We start from the raw sequence: 17,356 nt of genomic DNA on the forward strand, positions 1-17,356 counted from the left end.
ACCTGAAACCTGAAACCTGAAACCTGAAACCTGAAACCTGAAACCTGAAACCTGAAACCTGAAACCTGAAACCTGAAACCTGAAACCTGAAACCTGAAACCTGAAACCTGAAACCTGAAACCTGAAACCTTATCTCTTATATTCAGGCATGATCCGCGCAAGCTTAACGGTATTTTCGTTCACTTCGACGATTTCAATTGGGTAGCCAGAAATACGCATACTTACTTTTTCGCTTGGAATATCTTCTAAAAACTCGATAATTAAACCGCTAAGCGTTTTTGGTCCATCGATTGGAAAGTCCCAATCCATTTCTTTGTTAAGATCGCGAATGTTGGCACTGCCATCAACTAAGAAAGAACCATCCTGCTGAGGATGAACGTTCTCGCTCAGTGTGGGTGTCATGCTGGTGGTAAAATCACCTACTACTTCTTCAAGTATATCTTCAAGTGTTACAAGCCCTTGAATATCACCGTATTCATCAACCACAATACCAATACGTTCTTTTGCTTGTTGGAACTTAAGTAGTTGCACATTAAGCGACGTGCCTTCAGGAATGTAATAGATTTCGCGTACTGCACGCAGTAATGTGGCTTTGGTGAATTGCTCTTTAGTAAGCAAGCGAAGAGCGTCTCGTGCATGAATAAAGCCAACTGAATCATCAATATTTTCACGGTAAAGCAATACGCGCGTGTGCTGTGCATGCGTTAGTTGGCGCATAATCAGCTTCCAGTCGTCATTGATATCAATTGCGACGATTTCGTTACGTGGCACCATTACGTCTTCTACTTTTACTTGCTCAAGGTCAAGAATTGAAACCAACATGTTTTGATGACGTTCGGGTAATAACGCTGCGGATTCGTTTACTACGGTTTTTAATTCTTCTTTACTTAAACTGTGCTCTTCAATTTGTTCTGGGCTAATACCAAACAATTTTAAAATGCCATTGGTTATAAAGTTTACTAACATCACCAGTGGAAACAGTAGCTTAAGTAAAATATTGAGAATAAATGAGCTTGGAAATGCGACCTTTTCAGGGTACAACGCAGCTAAGGTTTTGGGTGTAACCTCAGCAAAAATTAAAATTATAAAGGTCAAGCCAAAGGTGGCAACGGCAATGCCTATTACATCACCAAATAAGCGAATACCAATAATTGTTGCAACGGATGATGCAGCGATATTAACTAAGTTGTTACCGATAAGGATAAGCCCGATAAGACGATCAGGGCGTTGCAGCAGTTCACTGACTCGTTTGGCGCCTTTGTGATGCTCTTTTTCGAGGTGTCGCAAACGATATTTATTTAGCGACATCATGCCAGTTTCGGAACTAGAAAAATAAGCTGAAAGTAATATTAATACACCAAGAATGATGAATAACGTACTTGTCGATATGGCGTCCAATGAGGGATCCTTTAAAAACTGTCGAAAGGGTATTAACTCTTAGTTAACGTTATTAGTCAAGTAATCTATTAGTTCAATAATAGCAAAATCAACAAGATTAGAATTTACCTAAAATCACTTCTTGCACAAAACGGCTGCCAAAATAGGCAAGTGTCAGTAGTGTTGCAGCGCAAATAGTGGTGATTACACTGCTTTTACCGCGCCAGCCGCGATATTTATGTCCCCAGGCAACAGCAACAAATAACACCCAAGCTAATAATGATAAAACAGTTTTGTGCACGTAACCTTTAGCAAACATATCATTGATAAATAAAAAGCCAGTGGCTAATGCAAAGGTGAGCAATAACGAACCCATTGATACTAAATGAAAGAGCTGCCTTTCAACTAGCATTAAAGGTGGCAGGTGACTTGTCACAATAGACATGTCTTTGCGTTTTAAGCGACGATTAATAAAGTAAAATTGAATAGCGTATAAAGTCGCAATAATCAGTACACAGTAGGCCATAAACGCCAGAGATATATGTGACACTAATCCCAGTTCAAAGTTAACTGATTGCAAAATTACATGATGAGGGATAAATAAGCTGGCAATTAATAAAATAGCCGCAAAGCCATACACCACAGGTAATAATAAGGTTGCTGGAAAACGCAGCGATACCGTGGTGACCGAGACAACAATTAGCCAACAAATGAGTAATGCAACATTAGCGAAACTGAGGTCTTGCCCGCCTTCGGTAAAAATCGAATTAACCAGTACAGCTAAGTGCAGTAAAATAGCAACGGTACTAAGCAACAAAGTCTTCTTTTGGTTTGGGCCTTGCTTGTCAAACAACTTACTTACCACATGCATTGTGGAGAGACTATAAAAAAGGCTCGCAATAACAGTTAAAACAATTAAATTCATGACTTTGTTATAAATCGATTTTGATTAAAATTTTTACCTCATTGTATTTTATCAATCACTAAAAGCCTAGCCCAAGGAGTGAAATAACTGATGTAACTCAGCGCAAGCCTTTTTTATTCCTGTTTCTTAGGTATAATTCTCGCAAAATACTAGTTTGGATTAACGTGAATGTTTCAGAACTTACAGGAACGCCTTGGTAAAACCCTGAAAAATATCAGTGGTCGAGGCCGATTAACTGAAGACAATATTAAAGATACGCTGCGCGAAGTGCGTATGGCGCTACTTGAAGCGGACGTAGCCTTACCGGTAGTGCGTGAATTTGTGAAAACAGTTAAGGAACGTGCTGTAGGTGTCGAAGTCACTAAAAGTTTAAGCCCAGGTCAAGTTTTCATTAAGATTGTTCGTGAAGAACTTGAAAAAGCCATGGGTGAAGCAAATGAAGAGCTTAACCTAGCGGCGCAACCGCCAGCGGTTGTAATGATGGCAGGTCTTCAAGGTGCGGGTAAGACCACCAGTGTTGGTAAACTGTCTAAATTTTTAAAAGAACGCAAAAAGAAGTCAGTGCTTGTGGTAAGTGCTGACGTTTATCGTCCAGCGGCGATTAAACAGCTAGAAACCCTTGCCAATGAAGTTGGTGTTGAGTTTTTCCCAAGTGATATTTCGCAAAAGCCAATTGATATTGCCAATGGCGCAATTGACCATGCTAAAAAGAAATTTATTGATGTAGTAATTGTCGATACCGCTGGTCGTTTGCACGTAGACAGTGAAATGATGGACGAAATCATTGAGCTACATGGTGCAATTAAGCCAATCGAAACGCTATTTGTTGTTGATTCAATGACAGGTCAAGATGCTGCAAATACGGCAAAAGCGTTTGATGAAGCACTGCCATTAACTGGTGTTGTACTTACCAAAACAGACGGTGATGCCCGTGGTGGTGCGGCGCTGTCAATTCGTCACATTACAGGTAAACCAATTAAATTTATTGGTGTTGGTGAAAAAACCGATGCATTAGAGCCATTCCACCCAGATCGTGTTGCATCACGTATTTTAGGTATGGGTGATGTGCTTTCTCTTATTGAAGAAGTCGAAATGAAAGTCGACAAAGAGAAAGCTGAAAAAATGGCGAAGAAGGTCATGAAAGGTGATGGCTTCACGCTAGAAGACTTTGCAGACCAACTTCGTCAAATGAAAAACATGGGTGGCATGATGGGCATGCTTGATAAGTTACCTGGAATGTCAAACCTGCCTGATGCGGTGAAAGATCAAGTTGGTGACAAGACATTTAATCAAATGGAAGCGATTATCAACTCGATGACACCAAAAGAGCGTGAGCGTCCTGAAATTATTAAAGGGTCACGTAAAAAACGTATTGCTGCAGGTTCGGGTACACAAGTACAAGACGTAAATAAATTGCTTAAACAATTTACGCAAATGCAGAAAATGATGAAAAAAATGAAAGGCAAAGGCGGCATGATGAAAATGATGCGCAATATGAAGAACATGATGCCACCAGGCATGATGGGTGGCCCGAAGTTTTAATTCTTCATTTATTTGTTAAAAAAGCACCTTATTTGGTGCTTTTTTATTAACTAGCCATTCACTACTTCTGACAAACTTGTCAAAAGAGTGCATTTTAACTTGCAATCAGAGTAAAAATTCGTACAATTCTCGGGCTTCCCGTTAGGGAAGTAAAAATTAGTTTTTATGTTAATGAAATCAATCAATCTATGTAGAGGACGGTATGGTAACTATTCGTTTGCAACGTGGCGGCGCTAAAAAGCGTCCATTCTATCAAATCGTGGTTGCGGATAGCCGTTTCTCGCGTGATGGTCGTTTCATCGAGAAAGTAGGTTTCTTTAACCCACTAGCTCGTGGTCAAGAAGAATCACTTCGTCTAGATCTTGCTCGTGTTGATCACTGGGTAGGTCAAGGTGCAGGTCTTTCTGACCGTGTAGCTAAGTTAGTTAAAGACGCTCGTAAAGCGGCTTAATAGGCGTAATGTAACCATGAGTCAAGAGCAAGCCAAATTTATAGCAGGCAAACTCGGCGCCCCTTATGGTATTAAGGGCTGGCTTAAGGTTCATTCATTTACTGATGATCCCGCAGGGATCTTTGATTTCAGCCCATGGTTGATAGGGCAACAAGGAAACTGGCAAACCGTTGAAGTGGTCGACTGGCGTCGTCACAACAAAGGTTTTATCGCCAAGTTGGCAAATGTTGAAGACCGTGACCAAGCAAATGTGTTAACAAATGCTGAAATTGCTGTTTTTGAAGAACAATTGCCAGACTTACCAGAAGGTGAGTTTTATTGGCGTGACCTCATCGGTTTATCTGTTGTAACTGATAAAGGTTACGATTTAGGTAAAGTCGATGACATGCTAGAAACAGGTTCTAATGATGTTTTAGTGGTTAAAGCTAACCCTAATGATGGATTTGGAAAAGGTGAACGTTTAATTCCATATTTAACCGAGAGCGTAGTGTTAAAAGTGGATTTAGACGCAAAAGAAGTTACCGTAGACTGGGATCCTAGTTTTTAAATGTCGCAACAAGCGCACATGTGGTTCGGTGTTATTTCACTGTTCCCTGAGATGTTTGATGCGGTAACAAAGCAAGGAGTTACTGGTCGTGCAGTTAAAAACGGTTTAATCGATTTTAATTGTTGGAGTCCGCGGGATTATGCTTTTGACAAGCATAAGACAGTAGACGACCGCCCATACGGCGGTGGCCCTGGTATGCTAATGATGGTACAACCATTGCGAGATGCCATCGATGCAGCGAAAGCTTCAGCGGGTGAAGGGGCAAAGGTAATCTATCTATCACCACAAGGTAGAAAGCTAGATCAACAAGGTGCGCAAGAACTTGCAAACCACAAAAAGTTGATTTTAGTGGCAGGTCGTTATGAAGGTATAGATGAGCGGTTAATTGAGTCGCACATTGACGAAGAATGGTCAATTGGTGATTTTATATTATCCGGTGGCGAACTCGCTGCAATGATATTAATCGATTCAGTATCTCGATTGGTGCCAGGCGTGTTAGGTCATAATCAATCAGCCGAACAGGATTCATTTTCTGACGGTTTATTAGATTGTCCTCATTATACTCGGCCAGAAAACTTGGATGGCAAGCAGGTGCCTGCTGTATTACTCAGTGGAAACCATAAAGAAATCGCTCGCTGGCGCTTAAAGCAGCAGTTGGGTAGAACTTGGCTTAGGCGTCCGGACTTGTTGCAAAACCTAGCTCTGACTGAGGAGCAAGCAACGTTACTTGCTGAATTTCAGCAAGAACATAATGTTTGTGGCTAGAAGACAGTTACTCCTAGGAAATGTGAGAAATATAATGGCAAAAGTAAACCAAAATATTATTAAAGTGCTTGAAGATGAGCAACTTAAATCTGATTTACCAGAGTTCGGCCCTGGTGACACAGTAGTTGTTAAAGTACGTGTAAAAGAAGGTGAAAAAGAGCGTCTACAGGCGTTTGAAGGTGTGGTAATCGCTAAGCGTAACCGTGGTCTTCACTCTTCATTCACTGTACGTAAAGTATCAAATGGCGAAGGTGTTGAGCGTGTTTTCCAAACACACAGCCCGTTAATCAGCAGCGTTGAGCGTAAGCGTCGCGGTGCAGTTCGTCGTGCTAAGCTTTACTATCTACGTGAGCGTTCTGGTAAGTCTGCACGTATTAAAGAAAAACTTAACTAATACGTCTGAACTTTCAGAATCTAAACAGGCTGAGTTTTCTCAGCCTGTTTTGTTTTATCCCTACCTTTGTTGTAACAACGCATTTTACCTACAACCTTTTTTAAATTTGTGTGCTTGTTCTTCAAGACTTGATACTTGAGCGTGTTTAATTTTATTTGCGCTTCACTGAGTCTATTCACTGTGCCCTTATTGTGTCGTTTTACTGCGTAAGCGCTTGGCTGTATTGTTAAAAAACACTGATTAATAGCAAAGTCATATAAACTATCACTATTTAAGACTTTTCCTGACTTATTAAGCTTGATAGTATTCTGTATATAATTATTTACTTGCTGTAATGATAGGTTTACATTTCATGGGTGCACTTCAAACACTAAGAAAAAAAATAGATGATTGCGATAGGCAACTTGTTGAATTATTGGCGAAACGAAATCAAATAACAACTCAAGTCGGTGCTTATAAACAGCAGCAAGGGCAGCCTGTGTATGTGCCCACTCGGGAAATGGAGTTGATTGAAGCCCGTCGACAAGAAGCTGAAAAAGCAGGTGTCAGCCCTGAACTTATCGAAGATGTGCTTCGCCGTTTGATGCGTGAATCATATCAAAATCAACAGCTCGGTTTGGCGTGTGTTGCACCACTGTTATCGCCCATTGTTATTGTCGGTGGTAAAGGGGCAATGGGCCAATTATTTAAAAAGCAGTTGGAGCGTTCAGACTATCAAGTAAACGTGCTTGATAAGGATAATCAAAGTGAACGTGATAGCTTATTATCTGAAGCACGTTGCGTAATTATCTCGGTACCAATTCACGCGGTCGAAAGCGTTATTTCAGAGTTGCCTAAGCTGCACTCTGAGTGTTTATTGGTTGATATTACGAGTGTTAAATCAGCACCTTTGCGTGCGATGGAAAAGTATCATCAGGGGCCAATTTTGGCACTGCACCCAATGTTTGGTCCTGATATTCCTCATTGGGTTAAACAAACCGTTGTAGTGTGCCAAAACAAACCCTGTGAAGTAGCAAGTTCTTTGCTTGAGCAGCTTACTGTGTGGGGATGTAATCTTGTTGCAATGGATGCTAAAAAACACGATGAAGCGATGCAAATCGTACAGGTGATGCGCCACTTAACGACATTTGTTTATGGTCAGTTTTTAGCAAAACAAAGCCACAGTTTGGAAGAAATTGAATCCTGCTCTTCGCCTATTTACCATTTAGAATTAATGATGGTAGGGCGATTATTTGCTCAATCACCAGAGCTTTACAGCGATATTATGCTGGCGCAATTTGATGATGTAGCACCATTGATGAAAGAGTATTGTGAGGTTTTTAAGCAAACGTTTGAAAAATTAAAACAAAATGATAAAGCAGGGTTAATCGATGATTTTGCAAAAGCAAAAACGTTTTTTTCTGATTCAGCGAGTACCTTCTTAAGTCAGAGTAAAGCATTATTGAGTAAAGCGAATGATGCGAAGGTGTTAGATTATTAAAAAAGGGGCTGTTAGCCCCTTTTTTTATTCTGTTGCGACATTAACTGCGCTTAACGTTTCACTTTGATAGCAGCCTAAAATACGAATGTAGGCAGTAACCTCTTTTAATGCATCTAATGCATTTCTCACATCTGGCATATCAATGTTTGCTTCTAAATCTACATAGAATACTTCTTCCCATGGATTTCCAGGTACTGGACGAGACTCAAGCTTTACTAAATTGATATTGTGTTGTTTAAAAATCATTAGGGCATCAGCAAGCGCACCGGCTGTCTGTTTAGTTGCCATAATTAGTGTTGTTTTGGTTGGAATTTGCTTTGACACTTTCACGGCTTTACGAGCAACGACAATAAAACGGCTATGATTGTGACTTTGGTTTGCTAGATTTGGCTCTAACACCACAAGACCAGCTTTACGCGCTGCATCTTCAGATGCAATTGCAGCGCCTGTGTTGTCAGCAAGTGCTTGTTTTAATGCGCTAGATGTTGAATCGCTATAAGCTAACTGAACACCACTTAGATTGCTAATAAACTGGCTACACTGTGCAAAAGGCTGAGGATGGCCGTAAATTTTGTCAATATCTTCGATAGCGACACCAGGGCTTGCAACTAAACAATGTTCAACTGCCTGCGTTAGTTCACCTACAATTGATACCTGAGTATGCTGCAATAGATCATACACTTCGTTAATACTGCCTGAGCAAGTATTTTCAATTGGTAGTAAACCAAAATCAGCCTGACCGGTTTCTACTTTATTGGTGATTTCATTAAAACTACTACAACCAAGTTCAACTAGTTTGCCAGGACGACGGCTGAAGTACTTGTGACAAGCAAGTTGGCTGTATGAACCTTGACCACCTAAATAAGCTACACGATTTGTTTCTGTGTGCAGATCTGGATTAAGGTTCTGCTGTAGCATGGCCTGTTGGTGTAATACAGAATCTTCAATAATGGTTTGAAACACGCGATTTACATAATAACCGTCAAGACCAAGTGAACTGCCGTAACTAATTAACTTTTCAAGTAGCGCTTGCTCGCGCTGTTCATCGCGAATTGGCTTGTTATTGGCAATTTTGTATTCAACAACACCATGGCTAACTCGGCGCCTTTTGGCGAGTAATACAAGTAACTCTGAGTCTATTTCATTGATATCCCTGCGAAGGGATTCAAGCGCATTGGACATTTTCTTTTCCTCATTCCCAATTGCAAAAAAAAACCTCCCAGTGGGAGGTTTAGTTTGACTTTAGCTTATTTATAACAAAGTCGCCTCCCGAGTTACGGATGGTGAAAAAACAAGCTAAAGTTAAAAATTAATCTGTTCATACCCCGAATGTAGGAAGAAGTGATGGCAAAGTCAACCGTTTAATGGTTGTATCTTCCATTAGGATAAAATTTATCATTATTTATTATGGCTTTTTTGCATTAACTCTAAAAAAAGGTGTAGAAATTGATTAGATTCTTTTATAGTTCAAAGCATAATAATAAACGAGCTGCAGCAGAAGTAAGGTTACAGTGTGAACTCTAAACATTTGGATTCGAGTTTTGGCATTAACGCTCTCAGTACCAAGTTATCCGTATTAATATCGGCAATTTGTTTAATCGCTGGATTGACCGCTGCTTACTTGATGGTTAAATCTGAACGAAAGCAATTACTTTTTGAAGAGTACGGTGTACTTACCGAGCTTTCAAAGCCGTTTGTGGAACGTTTTGACAGTTTATTGAATGAAAAAAAGCGCATCGCCATTGATGCTAATACTATCGTTAGTGAAGCTTTATATTCTGAATCGGCACTTGCTGAGAAAATAGTACCAAGTAAGTTAGTTTTTGGTAAAGATGGTAGTATACGTAGTTCTTCAAGCACAAATATTGCCGGTGTTCGTTCGGCAGCATTTTTACCTCAGCAAAGCTATAGTCACGAATACAAACGTATTTTTGCGCAGACGGAAAAGGTGTGGTCGCAGCTGGCACCTATTTTAACGGACGAAACCTTTTTTAATTTTTACTTTATAAGTGAAGATAGGTTTATTCGAATATCGCCACCCAACTGGGCATTGAATGTGCCAGCAAGCCATGATTTTAGAAACGACGTATTTTATGAAATAGGCACACCCCAAGCAAATCCAAACTTAGAGGCATCTTGGACGCCTATTTACTATGATGATATTTGGGAACGCTGGGTAATTAGTTTAATAATTCCATTGCACCATGGCGGTGAATTTAAAGGAATTACCGGTAGTGATATTGAACTGCCAAAATTGCAAGCTATGTTTCCAGATAAAGTAGGGGATGCAAAGTTATTTGTGTTGAATAGTGCGGGTCAAATAATTCAATTTGAAGGTAAAACTGACATTATTAACCGTATCAGCGGCAACATGAATGACACTCTTGATACAAAAAAACAATTGCCGGAAGAATTACTCAGCCAAGTTGAGAGGTTGCTTACCACTAAGCATCACGAATTGCAGGGTGAATTCTCAATTGATGACAATAAGCATATTTTTAGCATCAAAAAATTTAGTGACTTTGATTGGTATATTGGTGTTTATAAGGCGCATTCAGAGGCTCTTTCCGCAATAGATGAAATTGAAATTAAATTTTTTGGACTCTTCATCCTTTATGCTGTGCTTGTTGTGTTATTACTTCATCAAACACTCTCTCACTTAGTTATTAAGCGAATTAAAGCATTGGTTGCAAGCTCTCGAGAAGTTGCTAAAGGCCAGTTCGACACAGCGCAAAAACTAGCAGTTAATAAAGATGAAATTGGTTTATTGAATTTTGAGTTTGGAGCTATGGCGGGCAAACTTGAAAAAACCATGTGGGATTTACGCCAAGAACTTGCTGAAAAAGAGCAGGCTGAACAACGTGCACGTCGTCTTTCAAAAGCAGTTGAATTCTCAGGCTCTGCGGTTGTTATTACTGATGAACATCTAAATATTGAGTATGTAAATCCGAAATTGCTTGAAATGACTGGTTTTGAAAAGAACCACTTTATCGGGCAGCCCTTACTTGTGTTGATGCAGCCAGATATGATGATTTTAGTAGAAGACATTGTTCAAGATTTACTTGCACGTCATCACTGGAAAGGAGACACGCTATTACACAATGCCGATAAACGTGCACTTTGGGTTTCATTATCGGTCTCACCAATTCGAGATGATAATCACAAAGTTTACAGTTATGTTGCTTCTGCGCAGGATATTTCGTTTGTCAAAGAAAGTCAGCGAAAAATGGAGCAGCTAGCGTATTATGACACATTAACAGGGCTTGCAAATCGTGCTTTATTTCGAATGCAATTAAAGAAATCATTGGCATTGGCTTCGCGAGGTCATTATTCTTTCGCGCTATTCTATTTTGATTTGGATGAATTTAAGCGAATAAACGATACCTTAGGCCATGATGCAGGTGATCAGCTACTGTTAGAAGTCGCGCAACGTCTTCAAAAACGCCTAAGGGCTGAAGACACTATCGCCCGCTTAGGTGGCGATGAATTTGCGGTATTGCTCAGTGGCATCGATGATAAAGAGCAAGCTGCAGATGTTGCCTTAACAATTCAAAATACCCTAAGTCACCCTATTCGTCTTGGTAGTAATGAAGTTATTGTTAGTGCAAGTATTGGTATCACCATGGCTGCTGAACAGAGCCCAGAAGAAGATGTGTTGCTTAAACATGCTGATTTAGCAATGTATGAGGCTAAAGCCCTTGGTAAGAATACTTACTATTTTTACAATGACACACTCGATGCAGCGGCCAAAGAACGTTTATTTATCGAAAACGAATTGCGTATTGCAATAAAAGAACAACAGTTTGAATTGTACTACCAACCGCAAATTAACATTAATAATGATAAAATTGTGGGCTTTGAAGCGCTTATACGATGGCATCATCCAACACTGGGTTATATTGCGCCAGATAAGTTTATTCCTATTGCAGAAACGACAGGTTTAATTGTTGAATTAGGGGAATGGGTATTATGGGAATCATGTGCGTTTGCGCAACGAATGGTATTAAAAGAACACGGTAGCAATATTTCAATCAATCTGTCAGCTCGCCAGTTTAAAGACACAAGCTTAATATTGCTTTTAGAAAAGGTAATCAGTAAGACAGGCATAAATGCATCACGTATTCATTTAGAACTCACTGAAAGTATGCTAATGGGAGATGTTGAAGGTTCAATTAAACAAATGCACCAACTAAAATCATTAGGAGTATCATTATCAGTTGATGATTTTGGTACAGGTTACTCGTCTTTAAGTTACTTAAAACGTTTCCCACTCGATATTTTGAAAATTGATCGTTCTTTTATTAAAGATATTCCAGAAGATAGCAATGATATGGAAATAACAGCTGCTATTATTGCAATGGCACAAAAACTTAATCTTGAACTGGTAGCAGAAGGTGTAGAAAGTGATGCTCAGGTTGAATTTTTGAAAATGAACAATTGTGAAGTAGTGCAGGGGTACTTTTACAGTAAACCAGTGCCGGAACATGAAATATCACTCATGATAGATAAAATTCAAGGGCATAAATTTTAAGTCTGCTTATTTGTAATAAGTTTAGGGAGATAATCGATAAGTATCTCCCTAAAGTTCAGCCACCCGCAATTTTTACTTTAAATCCTTGTTGTTCAAGAAGCCCTTTAAGCTTCTCGCGGTCATCACCTTGAATTTCAATTACGCCCTCTTTTACTGCGCCACCTTGCCCCATTCTAGATTTCAGTGATTTTGCCAGTTTTTTCAAATCATGGTCATCAGGATTGATCCCTACTACAAGCATAACTCCCTTACCTTTTCGACCTTTTGTTTGTCTTTCAATTCGAATGATACCGTCTTTAAATAATTTGACTTCCAAGTCAGATGCTTCTTTAGGTTGTTTTATTCGTCCAGTCGCAGTGGAGTAAACTAAATTTGAATCAGACATATAAATTCCAAGTAATTATTGATGGCAGAAGTTTAACATATTTTTAGATATACTATTTGCCCTATCTATTTTAGATTATTTTCAGTTATTATTTGCAAATTAGCGGGTTAGATACTTAATTTAAATAAAGCAAATGGCGTGATACTAGCAATGCATTTGGACATTCCAAGGAGAATTAAATGAGTTTGAATAAGGCTCTTTCGCCAGATGGCAAATTATTTACGATTGAAATAAAAGGAAAGTTTGACTTTAACTTAGTTCAATCATTTAGAAGTGCTTATGCGGATGTCGGCAATAGTACCCCAAAAGTAATTATTGATTTACGTGAAACTGAATATATGGATAGCTCAGCACTAGGTATGTTGCTAAATATGAAAAAGTCACTCGGTGACTCTGTAAGTGGCATTCAGATCACAAATTGCAGACCACAAATTAAGAAAATTCTGCAGATTTCCCGTTTTGATAAGAAATTTGATATTGACTGATTAACCAATGAAAATATTGGTTGTTGATGATCAGGAGCTTAATCGCAATCTCTTGCGTTTTATGCTCGAGCAGGAGCAGCATAAGGTTGCTCTTGCCGAAGATGGTGAAGTAGCGCTTAAAGTGTTTGAAGAATTTGACCCTGATCTTGTCTTGCTTGATGTAGTTATGCCTAAAATGAACGGGTTTGAGGTAGCGCCATTGCTTAAGGCAAAATCCGCAGAAGTTTATTTACCCATCATCTTTATCACGGCATTGGATGATAAAAGCAGCCTTGAGAAGTGCTTACAAGTTGGTGGTGATGACTTTCTCAATAAGCCTTTTGATAAAGTTATTCTTTCAGCAAAAATCAAAGCTCACGCCCGCACCCGAGAGTTAAGTAAAAAAACGTATAAACAAAATCGTGAACTCGCATATTATCAATTGCATACAGAACGGGAACACGAATTAGTAGAACATATTTTCGATAACGCTCTTGAGAAGCGTTTTTTACTACCAGAACTTATCGAGTTTAATCTTTCACCAGCATCTATGTTTAATGGTGACTTATTCTTAATGGCTCCAAGTTGTACAGGTGGCGTTTATGTCTTAATGGGGGACTTTACCGGGCATGGTTTAGCAGCAGCCATAGGAGCACTTCCTGCTTCAAAGATATTTTATTCCTTGACTCAAAAAAGCTTGCCAGTAGGTGATATAGCTGCGGAATTAAATAATGCCTTGTATGAACTATTGCCTGGAAATATGTTTTGCGCAGCAACAATTCTCGAGTTAAATAGTTCTGGCCGCTCTTGTTCTGCTTGGATGGGTGGATTGCCTGATGGGTTTTTATTAAGTAGCGATGGGAAAATAAAACAAAAACTCACATCAAGACACATGGCATTAGGTATTCTAGATGAATATGAATTTGAACGTGACAGCGTATATTTTGAGACAGAATTTGATGACAAAATATTCCTCTATACTGACGGAGTAATAGAAGCTGAAAATAGTCGTGGTGAGTTCTTTGGTGAAGAGCGCTTATTGCGAAAAGTTTCAGCGCCCACATTTAAAGAATTAGGGTCAATAGTTGAATCAGTTAAGCGTTTTACAGGTAAGGAAGACCAACAGGATGATCTCAGTTTAGCCTTGATAAAATGCAAGCCGTCGCCCATTACACCAAACCTCAGTGAAGAATATATGGGCACGCCGCTTAGTGTGTCGATGGTACTTGATGCTGATCGCCTTAAAAATTCTGATCCAGTATTAGATGTTGTTGAAATGATTTGTGCTATAAAAGGTTGCTCAGATCATCGCTCAAATTTATTTTTACTCATTTCCGAAACTTTTAATAATGCTCTAGATCATGGTCTTCTTGGCTTAGAATCAAGTTTAAAAGACAGCGATAAGGGTTTTTGTCAGTACTACGAGTTGCGAGCTAAGCGATTAGCAGGCTTAGCGAAAGGTGAAATAAGATTAGAGCTTAGCTATATACCCGATGAGCCGAAAATATCTTTTACGATTACAGATTCAGGTAGTGGTTTTGTTATGAATAATCGAGGTGATAACAGTCTTTATCATGGTAGAGGTCTTAGCTTAATTAAGGAAATTGCTGAGTCTGTTAACTTGAATGAACTTGGAAATGAAGTCACAGTAACCTACTCATTAATTCATAGTTAATCTTCGCTTGCATTAATACCGCAAAGAAATATACACTCTGACTTTAAACTTGAGATGTGTAGATGTTTGGATGGCTAATTCAATAGATTTTACCGATTACGTAATCGATCCCGCTAAAGTGGCTGATTTCCGTCAGCAACTTGACGCTGAAATTCAGCAATCAAATGAACAACAAATTGTATGGCAGTATTTAATTCCAGAGTTAGGTGAAGGTGGAAGTTGCAGTTTATTTGGTCAGTTACAAGACACTCCTTTTGAGTTAACACAATACATCGCAGCAAGCTCATCTAATACTCGAGCATTAGCAGCATTGGCAAGTATTATCTCTTTTGTTGAAAAGCAAAATATTATTAATTGGTTTGGAATTTACCAGTCACGTCAGATTGAAGGCAAAGCACAGCTACTTAAATTAAGTTATTTTGGTAATCCAAGCCGTCCATTATTTCCAGTAGATGAGAACTATGCGCGCATAAGTAACAATGCGTTTGTCGCATTACATGGAAAAGGGCGAGTGATTAATAACGTTGAGCAATATGTAGCTAATGGCGGCGAATATTATACCTGCGATCCTGCTGTTAAATCAGAAGTGTGTTTACCGTATTTTTCAGAGTCAGGTGAGGTGTTAGGCATTATAGACGCTGAAGCATTTGAGAATGATGTTTTCAATCAGGATGCACTGGCGCTTTTACAAGCAATATGTGAGGTTGTGCCCAATTACTTACCTGAATAATCTAAAGCAAAAAGTTCTATACAATCATGTCATGAAATTTTCTTTAGATACTTCTTCAAAACAAAGAGTGTGATAAGCTAAGGCTTCATCCCATAGCAAGAAATTGAATTTAAGAGATAACTATGTTTGCAAACTTAAAGCCACTACCAACGGATCCAATTTTAGGTTTGATGGCTAAATTCCGCCAAGATACAAATCCAAATAAAATCGACCTAGGCGTAGGTGTTTATAAAACTGAACAAGGCGATACGCCAATTCTAAGCTGTGTAAAAAAAGCAGAAAAATTCCGCTTAGATAATGAAACTAGCAAGTCTTACATTGGCCTAGCTGGTGACTTAGGTTTTTGTGCAAAAATGGAAACTCTTTTACTTGGTGAGCATCCAGCACTTTTAGAAAATCGTGTACGAACAGCGCAAGCTCCAGGTGGCACAGGCGCACTTCGTGTTGCGGCAGAATTTATTGCTAAAGCAAATCCAAATGCAAGTGTTTGGGTAACGACACCGACATGGGCAAACCACATTGGTTTATTTTCATCTGCAGGTTTAACCGTTAAAGAATATCCTTATTATGACTATGCGAATAAAGGCCTATTGTTTGACGAGATGATGGCAACACTTAAAACTGTTCCAAAAGGTGATATCGTTTTACTTCACGCATGTTGTCATAATCCAAGTGGCATGGACTTAAATGCTGAGCAATGGCAAAAAGTTGCTGATCTTGCGAAAGAGGTTGGTTTTACTCCATTAGTTGATATTGCATACCAAGGCTTCGGCACAAGTTTAGAAGATGACGCTGCAGGTCTTCGTTTATTAGCGGCTACAGTTGATGAAATGATTATCTGCTCATCATGCTCTAAAAACTTTGGTCTATACCGTGAGCGTATTGGTGCATGTTCAATCATCTCAGAATCAAGTGCAGTTGCCGATATTGCCAACTCAGTACTGTTAAGTGTGGTTCGTAGTATTTACTCGATGCCACCTGCACACGGTGCAACTATTGTTGATACTATTTTAGGCAGTGAAGAGCTAACTGCTGAGTGGCATCAAGAACTAGCTGAAATGCGAAATCGTATTAATGGTTTACGTAGTACTATTGTAGAAGCACTTCACAGCCGTGGCGTTGCACAAGATTTCTCATTTATTGAAAAGCAACACGGTATGTTTTCTTTCTTAAGCATCACGCCTGAACAAATTGAACGTTTACAAAAAGAATATTCAATTTATATTGTAGGCTCAAGCCGTGTAAATGTTGCCGGAGTAAGTAAAGCAAATATTGATTACTTTGCAGATGCCGTTGCGACTGTAATCAAGTAAGATTATTTGATAATAAAAAAAGCCACCGATTTAGGTGGCTTTTTTATTTAGCTGACTTTTTTAATATCAGTTACTTTTGCTTTGTTATTAGGCGGGGTGGGCTTTCCGCCTTTAAGAGCAGCGATAAACTGATCTTTGCGTTTAGCCATTTCCAATGCTAACGCTTCATTTTGTTGATCGCTAAGGGGTACATCTATTTCGCCTAACATGGCTTCAAGTGCTTCCGCAATGTCTAACATTTTGTCATATGCGTCCGCATCTTTTTTTGATGTAAATGTCATTCGTTCCACCCCATCTCTAACTACTTTGTAACATACCTCAACGGCCATATCGCACCTTTTTAACTGTTGTTTTATACAGTACTATATCAGTAACCATGAAAAAATAAAGTGTCTTTGTTGATCACAATTCCCTTTTTTATAAATTAATACCACTGTTTATAAAGAAACGCCATGATAGCATTGCGGTGTCTAGTTCGTTGGATTAGTCTAGCATAATGAATTAGAAGGAATAAGTATTATGGCGATTGAACAAATTGTGAATTTTTTAGGGTGGTCAACGGTTGCTAATATGGTGATTTTAAGCATCAGCGCAGTGCTATTATTACTTTTTCGCCAATCAATAGTAACAATTCACAGTCAGCTGTTTAATGTAGAGCATAAAGCACTCAACTTACTTTATGTGCAGTATTTTGCGTTTTATAAAGTACTAATTGTTTTCTTTAATTTAGTTCCGTACATGATATTGAAAATAATTATTTGATTAAGATGAGCAGGT

At 39.0% G+C, this 17,356-nt stretch carries 17 protein-coding genes and 1 other annotated feature; of the genes, 12 read left to right on the forward strand and 5 right to left on the reverse strand.

Going from position 1 to position 17,356, the window contains the following annotated elements; translation table 11 throughout:
• Positions 1-129: 129 nt before the first annotated feature.
• Both ABYD77_RS00675 and ABYD77_RS00680 read right to left on the reverse strand, forming a co-directional pair.
• Positions 130-1,398: an HlyC/CorC family transporter gene (locus ABYD77_RS00675; protein WP_372765998.1), complete on the reverse strand. Its 1,269-nt coding sequence runs from the start codon at positions 1,396-1,398 to the stop codon at positions 130-132.
• 97 nt (positions 1,399-1,495) lie between these two features.
• The gene (locus ABYD77_RS00680) at positions 1,496-2,302 is read right to left on the reverse strand and encodes an inner membrane protein YpjD (RefSeq protein WP_372766000.1); all 807 of its coding nucleotides are present in this window, start codon (positions 2,300-2,302) and stop codon (positions 1,496-1,498) included.
• Positions 2,303-2,470: 168 nt separating this feature from the next.
• Here ABYD77_RS00680 and ffh point away from each other — a divergent pair, with 168 nt between their 5' ends.
• From ffh to tyrA, 6 genes are all read left to right on the forward strand, one after another.
• Entirely contained in the window at positions 2,471-3,844 is a 1,374-nt protein-coding gene (gene ffh, locus ABYD77_RS00685) for a signal recognition particle protein (protein ID WP_372766002.1), read from the forward strand.
• Positions 3,845-4,046: 202 nt separating this feature from the next.
• On the forward strand, positions 4,047-4,295 hold the full coding sequence (gene rpsP / locus ABYD77_RS00690; protein WP_038640545.1) for a 30S ribosomal protein S16: 249 nt from the start codon (positions 4,047-4,049) through the stop codon (positions 4,293-4,295).
• 16 nt (positions 4,296-4,311) lie between these two features.
• Entirely contained in the window at positions 4,312-4,842 is a 531-nt protein-coding gene (gene rimM / locus ABYD77_RS00695) for a ribosome maturation factor RimM (RefSeq protein WP_372766004.1), read from the forward strand.
• Between the two features lie 18 nt (positions 4,843-4,860).
• Positions 4,861-5,607 (forward strand): tRNA (guanosine(37)-N1)-methyltransferase TrmD, encoded by a 747-nt coding sequence (gene trmD, locus ABYD77_RS00700; RefSeq protein ID WP_372766116.1) that lies wholly within the window; start codon positions 4,861-4,863, stop codon positions 5,605-5,607.
• A gap of 34 nt (positions 5,608-5,641) precedes the next feature.
• Positions 5,642-6,001 (forward strand): 50S ribosomal protein L19, encoded by a 360-nt coding sequence (rplS, locus tag ABYD77_RS00705; protein WP_372766006.1) that lies wholly within the window; start codon positions 5,642-5,644, stop codon positions 5,999-6,001.
• Between the two features lie 352 nt (positions 6,002-6,353).
• On the forward strand, positions 6,354-7,481 hold the full coding sequence (gene tyrA, locus ABYD77_RS00710; protein ID WP_372766008.1) for a bifunctional chorismate mutase/prephenate dehydrogenase: 1,128 nt from the start codon (positions 6,354-6,356) through the stop codon (positions 7,479-7,481).
• A gap of 24 nt (positions 7,482-7,505) precedes the next feature.
• Here tyrA and ABYD77_RS00715 read toward each other — a convergent pair whose 3' ends face one another.
• The gene (locus tag ABYD77_RS00715; RefSeq protein ID WP_274762854.1) at positions 7,506-8,663 is read right to left on the reverse strand and encodes a chorismate mutase; all 1,158 of its coding nucleotides are present in this window, start codon (positions 8,661-8,663) and stop codon (positions 7,506-7,508) included.
• A gap of 24 nt (positions 8,664-8,687) precedes the next feature.
• Positions 8,688-8,804, reverse strand: a sequence feature (Phe leader region).
• A 190-nt stretch (positions 8,805-8,994) separates the two neighbouring features.
• Here ABYD77_RS00715 and ABYD77_RS00720 point away from each other — a divergent pair.
• Complete coding sequence (locus ABYD77_RS00720; RefSeq protein WP_372766010.1) at positions 8,995-12,012, forward strand: EAL domain-containing protein; 3,018 nt, start codon at positions 8,995-8,997, stop codon at positions 12,010-12,012.
• A gap of 55 nt (positions 12,013-12,067) precedes the next feature.
• On the opposite strand, the gene ABYD77_RS00725 is transcribed toward ABYD77_RS00720, so the two are convergent.
• Positions 12,068-12,397 (reverse strand): stress response translation initiation inhibitor YciH, encoded by a 330-nt coding sequence (locus ABYD77_RS00725; protein ID WP_372766012.1) that lies wholly within the window; start codon positions 12,395-12,397, stop codon positions 12,068-12,070.
• 179 nt (positions 12,398-12,576) lie between these two features.
• On the opposite strand from ABYD77_RS00725, the gene ABYD77_RS00730 reads away from it, so the two are divergent.
• From ABYD77_RS00730 to ABYD77_RS00745, 4 genes are all read left to right on the forward strand, one after another.
• The gene (locus ABYD77_RS00730; protein ID WP_372766014.1) at positions 12,577-12,882 is read left to right on the forward strand and encodes an STAS domain-containing protein; all 306 of its coding nucleotides are present in this window, start codon (positions 12,577-12,579) and stop codon (positions 12,880-12,882) included.
• Positions 12,883-12,889: 7 nt separating this feature from the next.
• Complete coding sequence (locus ABYD77_RS00735) at positions 12,890-14,536, forward strand: SpoIIE family protein phosphatase (protein WP_372766016.1); 1,647 nt, start codon at positions 12,890-12,892, stop codon at positions 14,534-14,536.
• A 70-nt stretch (positions 14,537-14,606) separates the two neighbouring features.
• Positions 14,607-15,266: a GAF domain-containing protein gene (locus tag ABYD77_RS00740; protein ID WP_372766018.1), complete on the forward strand. Its 660-nt coding sequence runs from the start codon at positions 14,607-14,609 to the stop codon at positions 15,264-15,266.
• Positions 15,267-15,388: 122 nt separating this feature from the next.
• Positions 15,389-16,579 carry an amino acid aminotransferase gene (locus ABYD77_RS00745; protein ID WP_372766020.1) on the forward strand — a complete coding sequence of 397 codons (1,191 nt, stop codon included), beginning with the start codon at positions 15,389-15,391 and terminating at the stop codon, positions 16,577-16,579.
• 47 nt (positions 16,580-16,626) lie between these two features.
• On the opposite strand, the gene ABYD77_RS00750 is transcribed toward ABYD77_RS00745, so the two are convergent.
• Positions 16,627-16,908 (reverse strand): YebG family protein, encoded by a 282-nt coding sequence (locus ABYD77_RS00750; protein WP_372766022.1) that lies wholly within the window; start codon positions 16,906-16,908, stop codon positions 16,627-16,629.
• 190 nt (positions 16,909-17,098) lie between these two features.
• Here ABYD77_RS00750 and ABYD77_RS00755 point away from each other — a divergent pair, with 190 nt between their 5' ends.
• Positions 17,099-17,341, forward strand: a complete 243-nt coding sequence (locus ABYD77_RS00755) for a DUF6868 family protein (RefSeq protein WP_372766024.1) — start codon at positions 17,099-17,101, stop codon at positions 17,339-17,341.
• Positions 17,342-17,356: the final 15 nt, after the last annotated feature.

Origin of the sequence: Pseudoalteromonas sp., assembly GCF_041629635.1 — a bacterium.
Lineage (GTDB): Bacteria > Pseudomonadota > Gammaproteobacteria > Enterobacterales > Alteromonadaceae > Pseudoalteromonas.

Excerpts from the sequence above, each read along its gene's own strand:
- ABYD77_RS00725 (WP_372766012.1), bottom strand. The coding sequence starts at position 12,397 with ATGTCTGATTCAAATTTAGTTTACTCCACTGCGACTGGACGAATAAAA.
- trmD (WP_372766116.1), top strand. The coding sequence starts at position 4,861 with ATGTGGTTCGGTGTTATTTCACTGTTCCCTGAGATGTTTGATGCGGTA.
- ABYD77_RS00715 (WP_274762854.1), bottom strand. The coding sequence starts at position 8,663 with ATGTCCAATGCGCTTGAATCCCTTCGCAGGGATATCAATGAAATAGAC.
- ffh (WP_372766002.1), top strand. The coding sequence starts at position 2,471 with ATGTTTCAGAACTTACAGGAACGCCTTGGTAAAACCCTGAAAAATATC.
- ABYD77_RS00730 (WP_372766014.1), top strand. The coding sequence starts at position 12,577 with ATGAGTTTGAATAAGGCTCTTTCGCCAGATGGCAAATTATTTACGATT.
- rimM (WP_372766004.1), top strand. The coding sequence starts at position 4,312 with ATGAGTCAAGAGCAAGCCAAATTTATAGCAGGCAAACTCGGCGCCCCT.
- rplS (WP_372766006.1), top strand. The coding sequence starts at position 5,642 with ATGGCAAAAGTAAACCAAAATATTATTAAAGTGCTTGAAGATGAGCAA.
- ABYD77_RS00740 (WP_372766018.1), top strand. The coding sequence starts at position 14,607 with ATGGCTAATTCAATAGATTTTACCGATTACGTAATCGATCCCGCTAAA.
- ABYD77_RS00755 (WP_372766024.1), top strand. The coding sequence starts at position 17,099 with ATGGCGATTGAACAAATTGTGAATTTTTTAGGGTGGTCAACGGTTGCT.
- ABYD77_RS00735 (WP_372766016.1), top strand. The coding sequence starts at position 12,890 with ATGAAAATATTGGTTGTTGATGATCAGGAGCTTAATCGCAATCTCTTG.
- ABYD77_RS00745 (WP_372766020.1), top strand. The coding sequence starts at position 15,389 with ATGTTTGCAAACTTAAAGCCACTACCAACGGATCCAATTTTAGGTTTG.
- tyrA (WP_372766008.1), top strand. The coding sequence starts at position 6,354 with ATGGGTGCACTTCAAACACTAAGAAAAAAAATAGATGATTGCGATAGG.
- ABYD77_RS00680 (WP_372766000.1), bottom strand. The coding sequence starts at position 2,302 with ATGAATTTAATTGTTTTAACTGTTATTGCGAGCCTTTTTTATAGTCTC.
- ABYD77_RS00750 (WP_372766022.1), bottom strand. The coding sequence starts at position 16,908 with ATGGCCGTTGAGGTATGTTACAAAGTAGTTAGAGATGGGGTGGAACGA.
- rpsP (WP_038640545.1), top strand. The coding sequence starts at position 4,047 with ATGGTAACTATTCGTTTGCAACGTGGCGGCGCTAAAAAGCGTCCATTC.